Source organism: Cupriavidus sp. CER-90, assembly GCF_057652055.1.
Genome location: NZ_JBYGYM010000001.1, coordinates 777,308 through 792,368, shown reverse-complemented (window position 1 = coordinate 792,368; position 15,061 = coordinate 777,308). Strand labels below are relative to the sequence as shown.

The 15,061-nt window shown below is 67.8% G+C and carries 18 protein-coding genes; 10 read left to right on the top strand and 8 right to left on the bottom strand.

The genetic code is table 11. The features are described from left to right. Window positions 1-2 precede the first annotated feature (2 nt). A complete protein-coding gene (locus AC24R4_RS03545; RefSeq protein ID WP_487522246.1) occupies window positions 3-566 on the bottom strand; it encodes a DUF4142 domain-containing protein in 564 nt (187 codons plus the stop codon). A gap of 88 nt (window positions 567-654) precedes the next feature. Here AC24R4_RS03545 and AC24R4_RS03540 point away from each other — a divergent pair, with 88 nt between their 5' ends. From AC24R4_RS03540 to AC24R4_RS03530, 3 genes are all read left to right on the top strand, one after another. Then, on the top strand, window positions 655-855 hold the full coding sequence (locus AC24R4_RS03540; RefSeq protein WP_487522245.1) for a hypothetical protein: 201 nt from the start codon (window positions 655-657) through the stop codon (window positions 853-855). 4 nt (window positions 856-859) lie between these two features. Then, window positions 860-1,945: a DNA topoisomerase IB gene (locus tag AC24R4_RS03535; RefSeq protein ID WP_487522972.1), complete on the top strand. Its 1,086-nt coding sequence runs from the start codon at window positions 860-862 to the stop codon at window positions 1,943-1,945. 106 nt (window positions 1,946-2,051) lie between these two features. Continuing rightward, window positions 2,052-2,645 (top strand): hypothetical protein, encoded by a 594-nt coding sequence (locus AC24R4_RS03530; RefSeq protein WP_487522244.1) that lies wholly within the window; start codon window positions 2,052-2,054, stop codon window positions 2,643-2,645. Between the two features lie 48 nt (window positions 2,646-2,693). Here AC24R4_RS03530 and AC24R4_RS03525 read toward each other — a convergent pair whose 3' ends face one another. Further along, window positions 2,694-3,344, bottom strand: coding sequence for a ParB-like protein (locus AC24R4_RS03525; RefSeq protein WP_487522243.1), 651 nt, complete (start codon window positions 3,342-3,344; stop codon window positions 2,694-2,696). Window positions 3,345-3,596: 252 nt separating this feature from the next. Between AC24R4_RS03525 and AC24R4_RS03520 the strand changes: the two genes are divergently transcribed. Genes AC24R4_RS03520 through AC24R4_RS03510 form a run of 3 tightly spaced genes read left to right on the top strand, consistent with a single transcriptional unit; the run spans window position 3,597 to window position 5,586 of the window. Beyond that, a complete protein-coding gene (locus tag AC24R4_RS03520; RefSeq protein WP_487522242.1) occupies window positions 3,597-4,454 on the top strand; it encodes an SDR family oxidoreductase in 858 nt (285 codons plus the stop codon). 17 nt (window positions 4,455-4,471) lie between these two features. Beyond that, complete coding sequence (locus tag AC24R4_RS03515; RefSeq protein WP_487522241.1) at window positions 4,472-4,951, top strand: hypothetical protein; 480 nt, start codon at window positions 4,472-4,474, stop codon at window positions 4,949-4,951. 17 nt (window positions 4,952-4,968) lie between these two features. After that, complete coding sequence (locus tag AC24R4_RS03510) at window positions 4,969-5,586, top strand: ParB-like protein (RefSeq protein WP_487522240.1); 618 nt, start codon at window positions 4,969-4,971, stop codon at window positions 5,584-5,586. 96 nt (window positions 5,587-5,682) lie between these two features. On the opposite strand, the gene AC24R4_RS03505 is transcribed toward AC24R4_RS03510, so the two are convergent. From AC24R4_RS03505 to AC24R4_RS03490, 4 genes are all read right to left on the bottom strand, one after another. Further along, window positions 5,683-5,871 (bottom strand): DUF3008 family protein, encoded by a 189-nt coding sequence (locus tag AC24R4_RS03505; RefSeq protein ID WP_153946014.1) that lies wholly within the window; start codon window positions 5,869-5,871, stop codon window positions 5,683-5,685. 39 nt (window positions 5,872-5,910) lie between these two features. Beyond that, window positions 5,911-6,069, bottom strand: coding sequence for a DUF3309 family protein (locus AC24R4_RS03500; protein WP_092598422.1), 159 nt, complete (start codon window positions 6,067-6,069; stop codon window positions 5,911-5,913). 193 nt (window positions 6,070-6,262) lie between these two features. Further along, window positions 6,263-7,420, bottom strand: a complete 1,158-nt coding sequence (locus AC24R4_RS03495; RefSeq protein WP_400396210.1) for an iron-containing alcohol dehydrogenase — start codon at window positions 7,418-7,420, stop codon at window positions 6,263-6,265. A gap of 72 nt (window positions 7,421-7,492) precedes the next feature. Then, the gene (locus tag AC24R4_RS03490; RefSeq protein WP_400396208.1) at window positions 7,493-8,941 is read right to left on the bottom strand and encodes an NAD-dependent succinate-semialdehyde dehydrogenase; all 1,449 of its coding nucleotides are present in this window, start codon (window positions 8,939-8,941) and stop codon (window positions 7,493-7,495) included. Between the two features lie 196 nt (window positions 8,942-9,137). Between AC24R4_RS03490 and AC24R4_RS03485 the strand changes: the two genes are divergently transcribed. The 4 genes from AC24R4_RS03485 (at window position 9,138) to ubiT (ending at window position 12,547) form a co-directional block, all read left to right on the top strand. Then, complete coding sequence (locus AC24R4_RS03485; RefSeq protein WP_487522239.1) at window positions 9,138-9,983, top strand: IclR family transcriptional regulator; 846 nt, start codon at window positions 9,138-9,140, stop codon at window positions 9,981-9,983. A gap of 87 nt (window positions 9,984-10,070) precedes the next feature. Continuing rightward, complete coding sequence (ubiU, locus tag AC24R4_RS03480) at window positions 10,071-11,099, top strand: ubiquinone anaerobic biosynthesis protein UbiU (RefSeq protein ID WP_487522238.1); 1,029 nt, start codon at window positions 10,071-10,073, stop codon at window positions 11,097-11,099. 72 nt (window positions 11,100-11,171) lie between these two features. Next, window positions 11,172-12,098: a U32 family peptidase gene (locus AC24R4_RS03475; RefSeq protein ID WP_487522237.1), complete on the top strand. Its 927-nt coding sequence runs from the start codon at window positions 11,172-11,174 to the stop codon at window positions 12,096-12,098. Continuing rightward, a complete protein-coding gene (ubiT, locus tag AC24R4_RS03470; RefSeq protein ID WP_400397288.1) occupies window positions 12,095-12,547 on the top strand; it encodes a ubiquinone anaerobic biosynthesis accessory factor UbiT in 453 nt (150 codons plus the stop codon). The genes AC24R4_RS03475 and ubiT overlap by 4 nt, the downstream gene beginning before the upstream one ends. Window position 12,548: 1 nt before the next feature. Here the strand turns inward: ubiT and ahbB are convergent, their stop codons facing one another. Together ahbB and AC24R4_RS03460 are read right to left on the bottom strand one after the other, a co-directional pair. Next, window positions 12,549-13,547 (bottom strand): siroheme decarboxylase subunit beta, encoded by a 999-nt coding sequence (gene ahbB / locus AC24R4_RS03465; RefSeq protein WP_487522236.1) that lies wholly within the window; start codon window positions 13,545-13,547, stop codon window positions 12,549-12,551. A gap of 154 nt (window positions 13,548-13,701) precedes the next feature. Further along, window positions 13,702-14,934 (bottom strand): MFS transporter, encoded by a 1,233-nt coding sequence (locus tag AC24R4_RS03460; protein ID WP_487522235.1) that lies wholly within the window; start codon window positions 14,932-14,934, stop codon window positions 13,702-13,704. Window positions 14,935-15,061: the final 127 nt, after the last annotated feature.

Below are 15,061 nucleotides of genomic sequence, written 5' to 3'. Positions count from 1 at the left end.
GATCACCGGCGGGCCGTCACGCGCCGGTCCATCGCACGCGCCTGGTTCAGGTGGTCGCGCAGCGCCGGCAGCATGCGGGCGGCAAAGGCGCGCAGGGCAGGGTCCTTGCCGCGCGTAGCCTGGTTCTGGAACAGCAGCACGGCCTGCTCGTGCGCGTCGATGCCAATGGTCCGGATATAGGCCTGGTCGAATTCTTCATCCTTGAGCGATTTCAGCCGGGTCAACTCCGGCGCCTCCGGCACGCGATCCTGCGGCGTGATGCCCTTGTCGGCGGCGATGCGGCGCAATGTGCCCAGCGCCTCCTTGTGGGCTTTCAACATCTGCTGCGCGAAGGCGTGGACCTTCGGATCCTTCGACACTTCGAGCGCCATTTCGCTGGCCGCGATCTCCATGTGGCTCGTCATCTGCGCTTCATCCACAAAGCGCAGGTCGTCGGTGGACAGCGACACGGCGGGCGGTTTGGCCGGTGTGGGCGGGGTCGGTGCCAGCGGTGTATCGGGGGCGGACCGTGCGGCGGGGGGTGCGGCCGGGGGCGCGCCCGGGGGTGCAGCAAGAGCCAACGACATTGCTGCGGCGCCGCACAGGGCGATGACAGCGGCGGCCACGTGGCGTGGCCATCGCCGGGGTGGGTGTTCTGGCTTGCGATGTTCGGGCATGACGGGGCTCCTTCATTTGCCTTTCGGCGAGATGGATGGGCGGCATGTACGCAAGCCAGGCGCGCAAGAAGCATTCCCGTTCGGCGACGAAATTTGCAAAGCAGGCTGGCTGCGTCAGTTTCGATCGGTAAAAAGTTCAAGCCTTGGGGCCGTCACCCTGTTCGGCGGCCCGGCCCTTGATGGCATGGCTCATGCGTAGGCGCATGCACATGAGCCCGACCACCGTCGCCAAGCCCGACACCCAGACCCCTTCGCTCGATGCAGCCTTGCGCAAGGCGGGGCTGCATCACGTCGACGACAGGGAGCCGGGCATCTCCCGGCGGCGTACAGGCAAGGGCTTCACATATGTCCTGCCTGACGGCAAACGCGTGGACGCCGTCACACAGGCGCGCATCGATGCGCTGGCGATTCCGCCCGCCTACGAATCGGTCTGGATCTGCCTGGACCCCGACGGCCACCTGCAGGCCACGGGCCGCGACGCGCGTGGCCGCAAGCAGTATCTCTATCACCCCGACTGGGCCGCGCTGCGCGACGCCGACAAGTACGCGCGGCTGATGGCCTTCGGGCAGGCGCTGCCCCATCTGCGCCGCCGCGTGGCCCGCGACCTGGCACGCAATGGCATGCCGCGCGAGAAGGTGCTGGCCGCCGTGGTGACGCTGCTGGACGCCACGCTGGTGCGCGTGGGGACGCCGCGCTACGCAGCCCAGAACCGCACCTACGGGCTGACCACGCTCAAGCGCAAGCACGTGGCCGTGCAAGGCAGCCGCCTGCGCTTTCAGTTCACCGGCAAGAGCGGCGTCACGCATGACGTGTCGGTCAACGACGCGCGGCTGGCGCGGGTGGTGCGCAATTGCGCGGACCTGCCGGGCCAGCAGTTGTTCAAGTACAAGGACAGCGACGGCGAGGTACGCGAGATCGGCTCGGCCGATGTCAACGCCTATCTGCACGAGGTGACGGGCGGCGAGTTCACGGCCAAGGACTTCCGCACCTGGGCGGGCAGCGTGCATGCGCTGGCGCTGCTGCGCAAGACCCGCGCCGATACCGAGGCGGCACGCAAGAAGGCGATGGTGGAGGTGATTCGCAGCGTGGCGCAGCGGCTGCGCAACACGGTGGCGGTCTGCCGCAAGTGCTATGTGCATCCTGACGTGCTGGCTGCATTCATGGCCGACGCATTGCAGGCTTTACCGGCACCGCGTACAGCGGCGCGCCTCCGTACCGACGAGGCGCGGTTGCTGGCGCTGCTGGAAAGTACCGCCACGCTCGCGGGGACGGCCCGCCGGGCGGCGTAGCGGGGAGCCAAGGGGCGCGCAGCCGCGCGGCTTCAACCGGCACGGCAATTGCATTGATTCCTTGTACCGACAACAAGCAGAACACGCATAGCAATCGAGGCGCAAGGTGGAACACGCAGTCATCGGTTATCTCGAGGCTGACAGCAGCAGCCCGGCAACCTTTCTCACGGAAACGCGTCAGTCGCTTTCCACTGCTGGAAATTCCCTCACATCCGATGTCGCCGATGTCGCCGACGTTGCCGGCGACCTCAGCGCAGCCGGTTCCGGCCGTATGGCGCGGCGGATCTCCCCAGCCCGGCTCGCCGCCAAGGCGCAGCATGGCAAAGGCGCCTCGGTGCGCGCGCCGCGCGGCAACGACCTGCGCCAGGCACGCGTGCTGATGCAGGCGTTGTGCGAGATGCGGCTGGTGCTGGGCAAGGACGACGAGGCGCTTTCGCCCGCCGCGCTCGACGGCCGGCATACCGCGACCATGGCGCTGTGGCAGAACCGTACGCGGTCGCTGTACACGCAGCCCGATGTGGAACGCAGCATCGAGGCGCGCCTGGACGCAGGCTTTCGCCACGCTCGCCGGGGCAACCCGCGCGAGGCGGCAGGCGAGTTCAAGCGCGCCTACCTGCTGCTGTGCTGCGTGCTCACGCTGGCACGCGACAATGCGCGGGCGCAGGCACGGGTCGGCGCGGGGCGCAGGGCGGCCGAATGACGTCTGGCGTCTGACGGCTGCCTCCCGACGACCGCGGACGGATCGGCATCACGCCTTGCCACGCGTCTTTTTGCAGGGGCCGAGATAGCCGGGCAGGTCGCGCGCCTTCGGGCTCGTCGCGAGCTGCAGACCCTTGGCCAGGGCGGCCGCAAACGTGTGGTGGGTATCCAGCGGGCCCTTGATGTGATTGCGGAAGAAGTCGGCCCAGCGAAAGTCGGAATAGGCGGTCTTGACCTTGCGATAGCCGCCGGCCAGCTGGACGAATGCTTCCAGGCTGCGGTACGGGTCGTCGCGCATGCTGTGGACGTCGACCGGCAATTCACTGATCGGCCGGCGCCGCCCGCGTTCATCGTAAGGGTGGACCATGTGGTCGTCGGTCATCCGCTTCCAGAACTTGCGGACCGACAGGTGGCTCAAGTCGTTGCGCACAAGGGCCGGCACCATGTCGATGCCCATGTCCAGCCATGCGCGCACCCAGTGGTGATGATCGACGATATACAGCGTCTGCTCGGGACCGATCACGACATGCACGCGGTGCTGGTCCAGAAAGGCCGGCAAGTCGGCATGGTCGAGCCGGCGGGTGACATGCATCTTCTGCGCGACGTGGTACGCGCCCACGGTGATCTGCGTGGGACGCAGGTGAGCGATGGGCACCATCAGTGCCGCATCCTTGCCAAGCCGCCTCGTGCGTTTTGCCATGGGTATCGGGCCTCCGGAGCAGGAACTGGCCGGGAAGCAGCAAGGTTTGTGCCGTGCCCCGGCTCGACCGTGCGTGGCCTTGGCAATCGTTGCCACGCCTTGTAACCGTTACGCATCTCCGGGGCGCCAGCCGCGCCGACGCGTTCGCCGGAGGTCCGCCAGACGCGCGCCGCGAAAGGGCCGCCAACGTTCGGCGACGCGGCACGGAATTTGCGCCGCATGTCTGCATTGATCATCGCACCGGAAGCGCCCATGTCCACCCCAAGCAAACTCCCGCCCCAGCATCAGGACCGCCAGCCCGGCCTTGAAAACGAAATGGTGCCCAAGCCCGACAGCGGCGCCGACGACTATGTCGGCAGCGGGCGCCTGAAGGGCAAGGTTGCGCTGGTAACCGGCGGCGACAGCGGGATCGGCCGTGCCATCGCCGTGGCATTCGCCCGCGAGGGCGCCGATGTTGCCTTCGCCTACCTTGACGAGCAGGCCGATGCGCGAGAGACCGAGAGGCTGGTCACCGAGGCCGGGCAGCGCGCGCTGGCCATCGCCGGCGATATTGGCGAGGTGGAACACGCAGACAAGGTGGTGGCCGACACGCTGAAGACGTTCGGCCGGCTCGATGTACTGGTCAACAATGCGGCAGAGCAGCATCCGCAGGAATCGCTGGAAGACGTCAGCGCCGCCCAACTGGAGCGCACGTTCCGGACCAACGTGTTCGCGATGTTCCATGTGACGCGTGCGGCCCTGCCGCACCTGGGGCAGGGCAGCGTGATCCTCAATACGACATCGGTCACCGCGTATCGCGGCAGTGCGCATCTGCTGGACTACTCTGCTACCAAGGGCGCCATCGTGGCCTTTACGCGGTCGCTGGCGCTGCAGGTGGTGGAGCGCGGCATCCGCGTCAACGGCGTGGCGCCGGGCCCGATCTGGACGCCACTGATTCCCTCGACCTTTACCGCCGAGGAAGTGGCCGAGTTTGGCAAGAAAACGCCAATGGGTCGTCCGGGGCAGCCATTCGAAGTGGCGGCGGGCTACGTATTCCTGGCGTCCGATGCGGCAAGCTATATCACCGGACAGATCCTCCATATCAACGGCGGCGAAGTCGTCAACGCCTGAACACAGGGAGAAACTTCATGTCTTCGATTGTTGCCGGGCGCTTCGCGTCCATCCCCGATGCCGAGCAGGCTGCGCAGAAGCTGTATGCGCGCGGCTTTTCCGTGTGGGACGTGTCGATCATGTCCGTGGACCCGGGCGGCGCCCGGCCGCCGGGCGTCTTGCTGGCGGCCCGCGCCAAGGGCGAGCGCCGCGACGAGGCGCTGGACGTGCTGCGTGAAGGCGGGGCGTGCGACTGCGAGGAGGCCAAGGGCAAGTGGGAAGGCGGCCAGTGGGCCGATTTCGATCCCGCACGTGCCCCTGCGCTGCTGGATGCGGCCGAGGGCGAATGCTGGCCGATCCCGGGTCAGGGCGCAGCCAAGGGTGCCGATGGCGATGCGCGTCCCGCGCACGCCGCGCCGGTGGCGCAGGAAGCCGTGGCCGAGGACAGCACGGGCAACGAGGACCCGGGCAGCGAACTCGAACACTACGTCGACCGGCAGGTCGCCAGTCATAACTGACCCTGGAAGACGCGCCGATGGTGACGCATGCCACGGCCGAGCTCGACACGCTCCGGCCCACCCAGATCACGCTGGGAATGTATCAGGTGCACGAGAAGATGGACGTTTCGGCCCGGCCGCGCAGCAACGCGGCGCAGAAGCGTTTTCTGGAAGCGCACCGCATCCAGACCATCGCCGGTCCGGGCGGCGCGCTGTATATCGCCGACCACCACCATTGGGCCCGCGCGTGGCTAGAGCTTGGCTGGCACGAGGCCCCCGTGGCCATCATCGACGATCTGAGCCACCTGGCGCCGGGCAAGTTCTGGAAGCGGATGCGCGAACTGGGCCATCTGCATCCTTACGACGAACACGGCGAACACCTGTCGTCCAAGGACCTGCCCCCCACGGTCATGGGCATGCGCGACGACCCATATCGCAGCCTGGCGGCGTTTACGCGAAATGCCGGCGCCTACCGCAAGCCGGGCAACGCTTATGGCGATTTTCAATGGGCGGGGTTTTTTCGCCGGCACGTGGCGGAAGACATGGAGAGCATTCCAGGCTTCGCACGCGCGATGATCCAGGCCATCCAGCTTGCGCGAAGCAGCAAGGCCAGGCGCCTGCCGGGCTTTGTGGGCAAGTGCCAGCGGACGGGGTGAGGGCAGGCGGAAGACGTGAAAACGCCGCGAGGGGAACGCCCCCTTGTCCTGCCGAAGGGGGCGCCCGCCGCGGCGTGTGCCGAAGGCCGGCCAGGCCTAACTCTTGGTCTTGTGCGTGGGCTTGCCCTTTTGCTTGGTACTCGCCATCTTCTTCAGTTCCCCTTCGCTCATCGACTTGGCCATCGACTTCGATGCCCCCTTGAGCGAACTGGCCTTGCGCTCGCCGCGCTTTGCTGACAAGGCGGCTCCGGCCGCCATCTGCTGTGCCTTGGATTTGGCTGGCATGTCGATCTCCTTCGGTTCGCGGTGAATGCCCCGGATCGGCTAGATCCGGCCCAACACAACCAGGAGCACGACAATGATGACGATCAGCCCCAGGCCGCCGCTTGGCCCGTAGCCCCAGCCGGAACTGTAGGGCCACGTTGGCAGTGCGCCAATCAATAGCAGGACGAGGACGATCAGAAGAATGGTGCCGATACCCATAGTGCGCTCCTTTGTTGTGGTGCTACCGACGCTGCGGCTTTGGGGCCGCCGCGCGGCTGTCCCTGTTATTTGCAGGTTAGGACAGCACCACTCGCGCCAGAGGCGGGCAGGGGCTGATATGGGTGTAGGAATAAGACGACGCCTGCGGCCCATGCCTGCGAGGCGCCATCTGGCGGGCCGGCGCGGGGCTGGCTCAGTACGCCGCGCGGTAGATCGCGAACGCGTCGGCCTCGGTGACTTCGCGCGGATTGTTGACGAGCAGGCGCGTTTGCAGCATGGCATCGCTGGCCAGCCGGTTCAGGTCCGGCGCCTTGACGCCCACCTCGCGCAGCGTGCGTGGAATGCCGGTGGCCTCGACCAGGCCCTCGATGTGGGCGATCAGGGCGGCCGTCTTGGTCTCGTCGCTGCCGGTGGTGCCGGGCAGCACGACGTCGCACAGTTCGCCATACCGCTTGCATGCCGCAGGCGCATTGAACTTCATCACGTGCGGCAGCACCAGCGCGTTGGACAGGCCGTGCGCCACGTGGAAGATGCCGCCAATCGGATAGGCCAGCGCATGCACGGCCGCCACCGGAGCATTGGCGAACGACTGGCCGGCGAACATCGCGCCCAGCAGCATGGCCTCGCGCGCAGCCAGGTCGTGGCCGTTGTCGCAGGCGCGCATCAGGTTCTGCGACAGCAGTTCCAGCGCCCGTACGGCCAGCATGTCGGAGACCGGGTTCTTCAGGTGCGCACTGGTGTAGGCCTCGATTGCATGGACCATCGCGTCGATGCCGGTTGCCGCCGTGGCGCCGCGCGGCAGGCCCAGCGTCAGTTCCGCATCCAGAATGGCCAGGTCGGCAAACAGCTGCGGCGCCACCACCCCCATCTTGGTGGTCTCGCCCGTGGTGACGATCGACACGGCCGTGACTTCGGACCCCGTGCCCGCCGTGGTGGGCATCTGCACCAGCGGCAGCCGCGTGCCGGTGACCTTCTTTACGCCATACATGTCCTTGATGGACTGGGTGGCCGGCAGCAGCACGGCAATCAGCTTGGCCACGTCCATCGAGGAGCCGCCGCCCAGGCCAAGTACCACTTCGGCATCGGCCTGCCGGGCCCGTTCGGTGGCTTCCAGCACGACATGCTCGGGCGGATCGGCAACAACGTCGTCGATCACGGTCACCTGCCAGTCATGCTTGCCCAGGTCTTCCAGCGCCGGCGTCAGCAGCCCGCTCCTGGCCAGGAAGCCATCGGTGATCACGCACAGGCGCCGCGCCTGCGGGAACGCCTCGCACAGCAGCGCGCCCAGCCGGCGCGCCGCGCCGGATTCGACGACGACCGTCGGGACGGTCTGGAAGCGAAACGGGTTCATGATGTCTCCGGTATGAGTCTTTTGGGGGCTTCCCTCTCCCGCCGCGGGTGAGGGGAGCCACGCGTGGCAACCTTACATCTGCAGGCAAAGATACTTGATCTCGAGGTATTCCTCGATGCCGTGGCGCGATCCTTCGCGGCCGACGCCCGACTGCTTGATGCCGCCGAACGGCGCCACCTCGTTCGAGATCAGGCCGGTGTTGAGACCCACCATGCCGTACTCCAGCGCCTCGCCGGTACGCCACGCGCGGGCGATGTCGCGCGTGTACAGGTAGGCCGCCAGGCCGAACTCGGTGTCATTGGCGGCGGCCACGGCCTCGGCGTCGGTCTTGAAGCGGAACAGCGGCGCCACCGGCCCGAAGATTTCCTCGCGCGCCACGCGCATGTCTGCCGTGGCGCCCGTGATCACGGTGGGCGTGTAGAACGTGCCGCCCAGCTTGTGCTTGCCGCCGCCGGTCAGCACGCGGGCGCCCTTGGACGTGGCGTCGTCCATCAGCGACACCACCTTGTCGATGGCGGCGTCCTCGATCAGCGGTCCGATCACCACGCCGTCTTCCAGGCCATTGCCCACGCGCAGCTGGCTGGTGCGCTCGGCGAACTTGGCGGCGAAGGCATCGTAGATGCCGTCCTGGATATAGAAGCGGTTGGCGCAGACGCAGGTCTGGCCGCCATTGCGGTACTTGGCCGCGATGGCGCCTTCGACGGCGGCATCGACATCGGCGTCGTCAAACACGATGAACGGCGCGTTGCCGCCCAGTTCCAGCGACAGGCGCTTGACCGTGGGGGCGGACTGCGCCATCAGGATGCGGCCCACTTCGGTCGAGCCCGTGAACGACAGCTTGCGCACGATCGGGCTGGCCGTCAGCACGGCACCGATGGTTTTGGCGTCGCCGGTCACCACCTGCAGCACGCCGGCCGGCACGCCTGCGCGATGGGCCAGTTCGGCCAGCGCAAACGCCGACAGCGGCGTCAGTTCGGCGGGCTTGATGACGATGGCACAGCCCGCGGCCAGGGCCGGCGCCGCCTTGCGCGTGATCATGGCGGCGGGGAAGTTCCAGGGCGTGATGGCGGCGCAGACGCCCACCGGCTGGCGCAGCGTGACCAGCCGCTTGTCGGCGGCGGGGCTGGCCAGCACCTCGCCGTCCACGCGCTTGGCTTGCTCGGCGAACCATTCGATAAAGCTCGCGGCGTAGGCGATCTCGCCCTTGGCCTCGGCCAGCGGCTTGCCTTGCTCGCGGGTCATCAGGTAGGCCAGGTCGTCGGTATTGGCCACCATCAGGTCAAACCAGCGGCGCAGAATGCTGGCGCGTGCCTTGCCGGTCAGCGCGGCCCAGCTTTTCTGGGCCACTTCGGCGGCCGCGACCGCGCGCTGCGTTTCGTCGGCGCCCAGGTCGGCCACCTTGGCGATGACCTCGCCCGTGGCCGGATCGGTCACATCGAACGTGGCGCCCGAATCGGCAGACAGCCATTGGCCGTCCACATAGGCCTGCTGGCGAAACAGTGAAGGATCCTTGAATTGCATGGCGAATTTCCCCGAAGTCACGAATACAGGCTGGCCGATGAAATCGCTTGCCTGCGTTCAATAGATTGAACTATATTCTGTATGTCGAACGATGCCCCGATCATACGCCCATGCCGGGCAGACCGCCAGTAGGGCGTTCGCGTTCCGTATGGTGCAGGCGCGTGCCGTCTGCGCGCCCTGCCAGCGAGTGTCATCCATGCCCAAATCCGCCTACGCCACCGCCACCGATTCCGATGCCCTCGGCAACGCCGCCAGCCGGCCCACGTCGCCTGCCGTGGTACGGGCCGTGCAGGTGCTCGATGCCATCGCCGCGTCGTCCGATCCCTTGACGCTGGCCGATCTGACCCGGCTGACCGGGGCGCCCAAGAGTTCGCTGCATGGCATGTGCGACACGCTTGTGCAACTGCAACTGGTCAAGCGGCTGCCCGGCGGGGCGATGGCGCTGGGTCCGCATGTGATGACCTGGGCCAGCGCGTTCCTGGCGCAGACGCAGATCACCGAGGAATTCCGCGCGCTGTGGGATCAGACCGACGCGTTCCATGACGCCACGGTCACGCTGTCGATGCTGGAAGGGGACGAAGTGGTCTATCTGGCCTGCCAGAACGGCGACCGCCCGCTGGGCGTGACCTTCCGCATCGGCATGCGCCTGCCGGCGCCATACACGGCCACGGGCAAGGCCATGCTCAGCACGCTGCCGGCCGCGGAGGTGCAGCGGCTGTTCGCCGACGGCCTGCCGGCGCCGCTCACCCGGGCGAGCGTGGCCTCGGCGGACGCGCTGGCCGCCGAACTGCAGCAGGTGCGGGCGATGGGCTATTCGGTCGACAACGGCCAGATGCGCGAGGGCATGACCTGTTTCGGCGCGCCGGTGTTCGACGCCCAGGCCGCCCGCGCCGCCGGCGCCATTGCCGTCAGCTATCTGACCAGCGAGATCGATACGGTCACGGGCGAGCGCATCGGCCAGCAGGTGCGCGCGCTGGCCGACCGGCTTTCGGCCAGGCTGGGCGCGCCGGCATTGGCTACGCACACCGTGGCGGCGCGTTGATCGTTCTCAAACGTTTGCGTAGGGTCAAAGGCCCAATCTCGCTGAATCGCTAGCATCCGGGGGTTCCCCTTCCCGGATCATCACGCGATGACACAATCTACGGCGACCGCTGTTCGCCGCCCTCAACTGGTAGCGCCGGCCGGATCGCTCGCGGCGCTGCGCATGGCGCTCCAGCACGGCGCCGACGCGGTCTACCTGGGCCTGCGCGATGCCACCAATGCCCGCAACTTCGGCGGCCTGAACTTCAGCGAGGACGATATCCGCACCGGCGTTGCCGAAGCGCATGCGCGTGGCGCCGAGGTGCTGTTCGCCATCAACACGTTTGCCCAGATGGGCCACGTGGAGCGTTGGCACCATGCCGTGGACGCCGCTGCCGCCCTGGGCGCCGATGCCGTGATCATGGCCGATGCCGGGCTGATCGCCTACGCCGCGACGCGGCACCCGTCGCTGCGCATCCATCTGTCGGTACAGGGCTCGGCCACGCATGCCGACGCCATCGAATTGATGCGCGAGCAGTTCGGCATCCGCCGGGTGGTGCTGCCCCGGGTGCTGTCCGTGCCCCAGATTGCCCGCCTGGCCCGGCAGACCGATGTCGAACTGGAAGTCTTTGGCTTTGGCAGCCTGTGCGTGATGGCCGAGGGCCGCTGCCTGCTGTCCTCGTATGCCACGGGCGATTCCCCCAATAACAAGGGCGTCTGTTCGCCGGCCCATGCGGTGCGGTGGGACGAGCAGGACGGCACCATGCATGCGCGGCTGTCGGGCATCCTGATCGACAGCTATGCGCCGGGCGAGCCGGCCGGCTACCCCACGCTATGCAAGGGCCGCTTCACCGTGGAAGACGAGCGCGGCTACGTGCTGGAGGAACCGACCAGCCTCAACGCGGTGTCGCTGTTGCCGTCGCTGATCGATATCGGCATCGCGGCCATCAAGATCGAAGGCCGCCAGCGCAGCCCGCGCTATGTGGCCGATGTGGTGGGCGTGCTGCGTGCGGCCATCGACGATGCGTGCCGCGACCCGAAGCGGTTTGTCCCACGCCAGGACTGGCAGGCCACGCTGGGCCGTCATGCCGAGGGCGACCAGGTGACGCAGGGCGCGTACGACCGGCCCTGGCGGTAATGCCATCCTCCCGGAGCGGCCCCGGCGCCGCCGGCCCGCTCCGCTTCCAGACCTGCCCCAATCCAGCCTCACATGGCCACCATGACCCGACTGAATTCCGAGCCGTTCCGCATCGCGCTCGGCCCGCTGTTGTACTACTGGCCACGCACGACGGTGCTGGCGTTCTATGCATCGGTCGCCGACACGGCGGTTGATCGCGTTTATCTGGGCGAGGCCGTCTGCACGCGCCGGCACGAGATGCGCCTGGCCGACTGGATCGACATCGGGCAGATGTTGCGCGATGCCGGCAAGCAGGTGGTGCTCTCCACCCCGGTACTGGTCGAGTCGGACAGCGATATCGCGGTGATGCGGCGAGTCTGCGCGCAGGAGGACTTCCCGGTGGAGGCCAACGACCTGGGCGCCGTGCATGGCATGCGCGGTCGGCCCTTTGTCGGCGGCCCGCATCTGAATGTCTATCACGCCGACACGCTGGCGTGGCTGGCCGGGTTGGGCGCGCAGGGCTGCGTGGTGCCGGTGGAGATGGATGGCACGACGATGACGGCGCTGGCGGCGGGTCGCCCGGCGGGGCTGGCGCTGGAAGCCATGGTCTGGGGGCGCATGCCGCTGGCGTTCTCGGCGCGGTGCTTTACCGCGCGGCATCACCGGCTGCGCAAGGACGCTTGCGATTACCGCTGCATGGCGTATCCCGATGGCCTGGTGGCCAAAACCGGAGACGGCCAGGACTTTTTCACGCTCAACGGCATCCAGACCCAATCGGCTACCTGCCTTGATCTTTGCGCGCAGGTTTCGCAGATGGCGGCGGCCGGCATCGATTACGTGCGGGTCAGCCCGCACGCCACGGGCACGCACGAAGCGATTGCCCATCTCGATGCCATCCGGCGCGGGGAACGCGCCGCATCGCCAAGCGCCGTGCTGCCGGCCGGCGCGGCGCCGAGCAATGGCTACTGGAGCGGCAAGCCGGGCATTCGCTGGCTGTCGGAGGAAGGGACTGAGGCATGACGATTCTGACATCGATGATGACGCGCGTGCATCGCCATATGCCCGCGCCGATGCGTGCCGCGCCGCTGGTCGTGGCCCTGGAGGCCATGCGCCGCGCGGGGTGGCTGGAACCACCGGCGGCGCTGGATGGCCGCACGTTTTCGCTGACGGTGGATGACATGGGGCTGGAAGTGCGCTTCCAGTGCGTCAATGGACGGTTCCTGCCGGGTCCGTTCGACGGCCGGGAAACCGACCTGACGCTGCACGCGGCGGCGCTGAGCTATCTGCGGCTGATCAGCGGCGATGCCGACACCGATACGCTGTTCTTCCAGCGCCGCCTGTCGATCCGTGGCGATACGGCGCTCGGCCTCGAAGTCAAATACTGGCTCGATGCGGCGCCCCGGCCCGAGTGGCTGGGCGCGCTGGCCCAGCGGCTGTCGCTGCTGTTCCCCGAGCCGCGTGGCGCCTGAATCAGAACTCGGGCATGGCGCCACCGAAGCGGGTGCCGCGCTGCTTATAGCACTGGCTGGCCCGCAGCACCGCGCACGGCGCGTCGGCCAGGCCGCCAACGGCGTCAAAGCGCGCCAGCGTGGTATGCAGTTCATTGGCGCTGCGGGCGTGGATCATCGCGAACAGGTTGTACTGCCACGCCGGCAGCCGCCGCGTGCGCCGGAAACACATCGTCACGTGCGGCACATGGGCAAGCCGCAGGCCGACCGCGTCCACCCGTGCATCGGGCACGTTCCAGACACACATCACGTTGTGGGTATAGCCGAAGGGGCGGTGCCGCAGGATGGCGCCAAAGCGCCGGATCACGCCCGACTTTCGCCACCGGGCCAGCCGTGCCAGCGTTTCCGACAGGGCCAGTCCCGTACGCCGCGCCAGCGCGTGATACGGCTGCGGCGTCAGCGCCAGGCCCGATTCCAGCGCGGCGGCCAGCCGCCAGTCCGCCTCGTCCAGGTCGGGCCGTACCGGGGTATTCAACACCTGCGACGGCTGCAGCGGCGCGCGGCGCGGGCTGCGCGTCACGCCCAGCGGCAGGCCCAGGTCGGTGCGGTATTCGCGTTCCAGGGGCAGGTCGATGGGCCGCTGGCCGATATCTATGGCAAGGCGTGACAGCACGCCATCGAGCATGGTGCGGTCGCGCGCACCGGCCACGAACCAGAGGTTGTAGCGATGGCCTTCGCGGGCGTGGCTCTGGCTGATATCGGGATCGCTGTTGATGCGCTCGACCACGCGATCGATGCGTGCCGGCGGGATCGACAGCGCGGCGACGGTGCTGGCGCCGATGGTGTTGGGCGCGAAGACCGCGCCGATGCGGCTGACGCGTCCGTTGCCGACGTCGCGCGCCAGCAGGCTGAGCAAGGTGTGTTCCGAAAGGTCGAAGGCTTCGCCGGCGGCCTGGTAGGGCCGCGCGTGCAGCGGAAAGTCGTCCTGGATGCGGTTGTAGAGATCGTTTTCGTCGAACATGGCGTCGTACGCGGCGAGCGGGTTGTGCTGTCGGATCGGTGCGAGGGGAACGCACGGGGTCGATGCGCAGGCGCCATGTATTGCGACGAACCGGAGCACGCCCGCAGCATGCGGGCATGATCGTGAAGTTCGGTCGCGGCCTTGTTGACGGTTGTCAAGCAGGGTCGAGATGGTACGTCCCGGGTTTGTCCGATGCACTGCGCGCCATGCGCACGGCCACCAGGGCAATGCCCAGTGCCGCCAGCGGCGCGAGGGCCGCGATCCACGGCAGGGCCTGCAGTCCCGGCCCGTGATCTACCACCGCACCGCCCAGCCAGGCGCCGAGTCCGTTGCCAAGGTTGAAGGCGGCGATGTTGAAGCTCGATGCCAGGTTCTGACCGGCGCCCTGGGCGTGGCGCAGGACGCGCAACTGCAGCGGCGACACCGTGGAGAACGCCGCGATGCCGAGTACGCCGACGAAGACCACCACGGCCACGGAATGGTGCAGCGACAGCGTCATGCTGGCCAGCACCACCGTCAGCGCGAGCAGCGCGCCAAGCAGGGCGCCGGTGGGTCGCCGGTCGGCCATGCGCCCGCCGAGGATATTGCCGATGATCATGCCGCCGCCAAACAGCAGCAGGATCGGCGACACCGCGCTTTCGGCGAAGCCGGTGACGCGCGTCAGCATCGGCTGGATGTAGGTGATCACGGCAAACGTGCCGAGCGCCTGCAGCACCGTCATCAGCAGACCCAGCAGCACCTGCGGGCGACCGATGGTTTTCAGTTCGTCGACGAGCCGTACGGGCGCGGTGTCGTCGCGGCTGGATTGCACCAGCAGCGCGATCACCGTCAACGACACGAGGCCGATCGCCGTCATGGCCCAGAACGTCGAGCGCCAGCCGAACTGCAGGCCCAGCCACGCACCGGCCGGCATGCCGAGCAGCGTGGCGAGCGTCAGGCCGGAGAACATCACGGAAATGGCCGAAGCACGACGGTTGGCCGGCACCAGGCCGGTGGCCACCACCGCGCCCACGCCGAAGAACGTGCCGTGCGTCAGCGATGTCGCCACGCGGGCAATCATCAGCGTGGTGTAGTCGGGCGCCAGCGCGCAGGCCGCGTTGCCGACGGTGTAGATCATCATCAGCGCCATCAGCACGGCCTTGCGCGGCATGCGGCGGGTCAGCAGCGTCAGGACAGGCGCCCCGGCAAATACGCCCAGCGCGTAGCCCGACACCAGCATGCCGGCCGCGGCGATGGTCACGCCCAGGTCGGCCGACACCTGCAGCAGCAGGCCCATGATGACGAACTCCGCGCAGCCGATGCCGAACGATCCGGCCGTCAGCGCATACAGGGCGGCGGGCATCCGCGTGCGCGGGCCGGCGGAAGGGGAAGAGGGGGACGCAGCCATGGAAATCTCCATTGGAAGCCGGCGCGGGGCCGACGGTGGGATGGCGGGGAAGGCAGCAGTGTCGGCCTTTCCCATCTTCTTAAAAACGGGCAATATCGATAATCACTTTCAAGATTTCATTGAGAAT

Coding starts and splice junctions, on each gene's coding strand:
- AC24R4_RS03545 (WP_487522246.1), bottom strand. CDS start 566: ATGTCGTTGGCTCTTGCTGCACCCCCGGGCGCGCCCCCGGCCGCACCC.
- AC24R4_RS03540 (WP_487522245.1), top strand. CDS start 655: ATGACGGGGCTCCTTCATTTGCCTTTCGGCGAGATGGATGGGCGGCAT.
- AC24R4_RS03535 (WP_487522972.1), top strand. CDS start 860: ATGCACATGAGCCCGACCACCGTCGCCAAGCCCGACACCCAGACCCCT.
- AC24R4_RS03525 (WP_487522243.1), bottom strand. CDS start 3,344: ATGGCAAAACGCACGAGGCGGCTTGGCAAGGATGCGGCACTGATGGTG.
- AC24R4_RS03520 (WP_487522242.1), top strand. CDS start 3,597: ATGTCCACCCCAAGCAAACTCCCGCCCCAGCATCAGGACCGCCAGCCC.
- AC24R4_RS03515 (WP_487522241.1), top strand. CDS start 4,472: ATGTCTTCGATTGTTGCCGGGCGCTTCGCGTCCATCCCCGATGCCGAG.
- AC24R4_RS03510 (WP_487522240.1), top strand. CDS start 4,969: ATGGTGACGCATGCCACGGCCGAGCTCGACACGCTCCGGCCCACCCAG.
- AC24R4_RS03505 (WP_153946014.1), bottom strand. CDS start 5,871: ATGCCAGCCAAATCCAAGGCACAGCAGATGGCGGCCGGAGCCGCCTTG.
- AC24R4_RS03500 (WP_092598422.1), bottom strand. CDS start 6,069: ATGGGTATCGGCACCATTCTTCTGATCGTCCTCGTCCTGCTATTGATT.
- AC24R4_RS03495 (WP_400396210.1), bottom strand. CDS start 7,420: ATGAACCCGTTTCGCTTCCAGACCGTCCCGACGGTCGTCGTCGAATCC.
- AC24R4_RS03490 (WP_400396208.1), bottom strand. CDS start 8,941: ATGCAATTCAAGGATCCTTCACTGTTTCGCCAGCAGGCCTATGTGGAC.
- AC24R4_RS03485 (WP_487522239.1), top strand. CDS start 9,138: ATGCCCAAATCCGCCTACGCCACCGCCACCGATTCCGATGCCCTCGGC.
- ubiU (WP_487522238.1), top strand. CDS start 10,071: ATGACACAATCTACGGCGACCGCTGTTCGCCGCCCTCAACTGGTAGCG.
- AC24R4_RS03475 (WP_487522237.1), top strand. CDS start 11,172: ATGGCCACCATGACCCGACTGAATTCCGAGCCGTTCCGCATCGCGCTC.
- ubiT (WP_400397288.1), top strand. CDS start 12,095: ATGACGATTCTGACATCGATGATGACGCGCGTGCATCGCCATATGCCC.
- ahbB (WP_487522236.1), bottom strand. CDS start 13,547: ATGTTCGACGAAAACGATCTCTACAACCGCATCCAGGACGACTTTCCG.
- AC24R4_RS03460 (WP_487522235.1), bottom strand. CDS start 14,934: ATGGCTGCGTCCCCCTCTTCCCCTTCCGCCGGCCCGCGCACGCGGATG.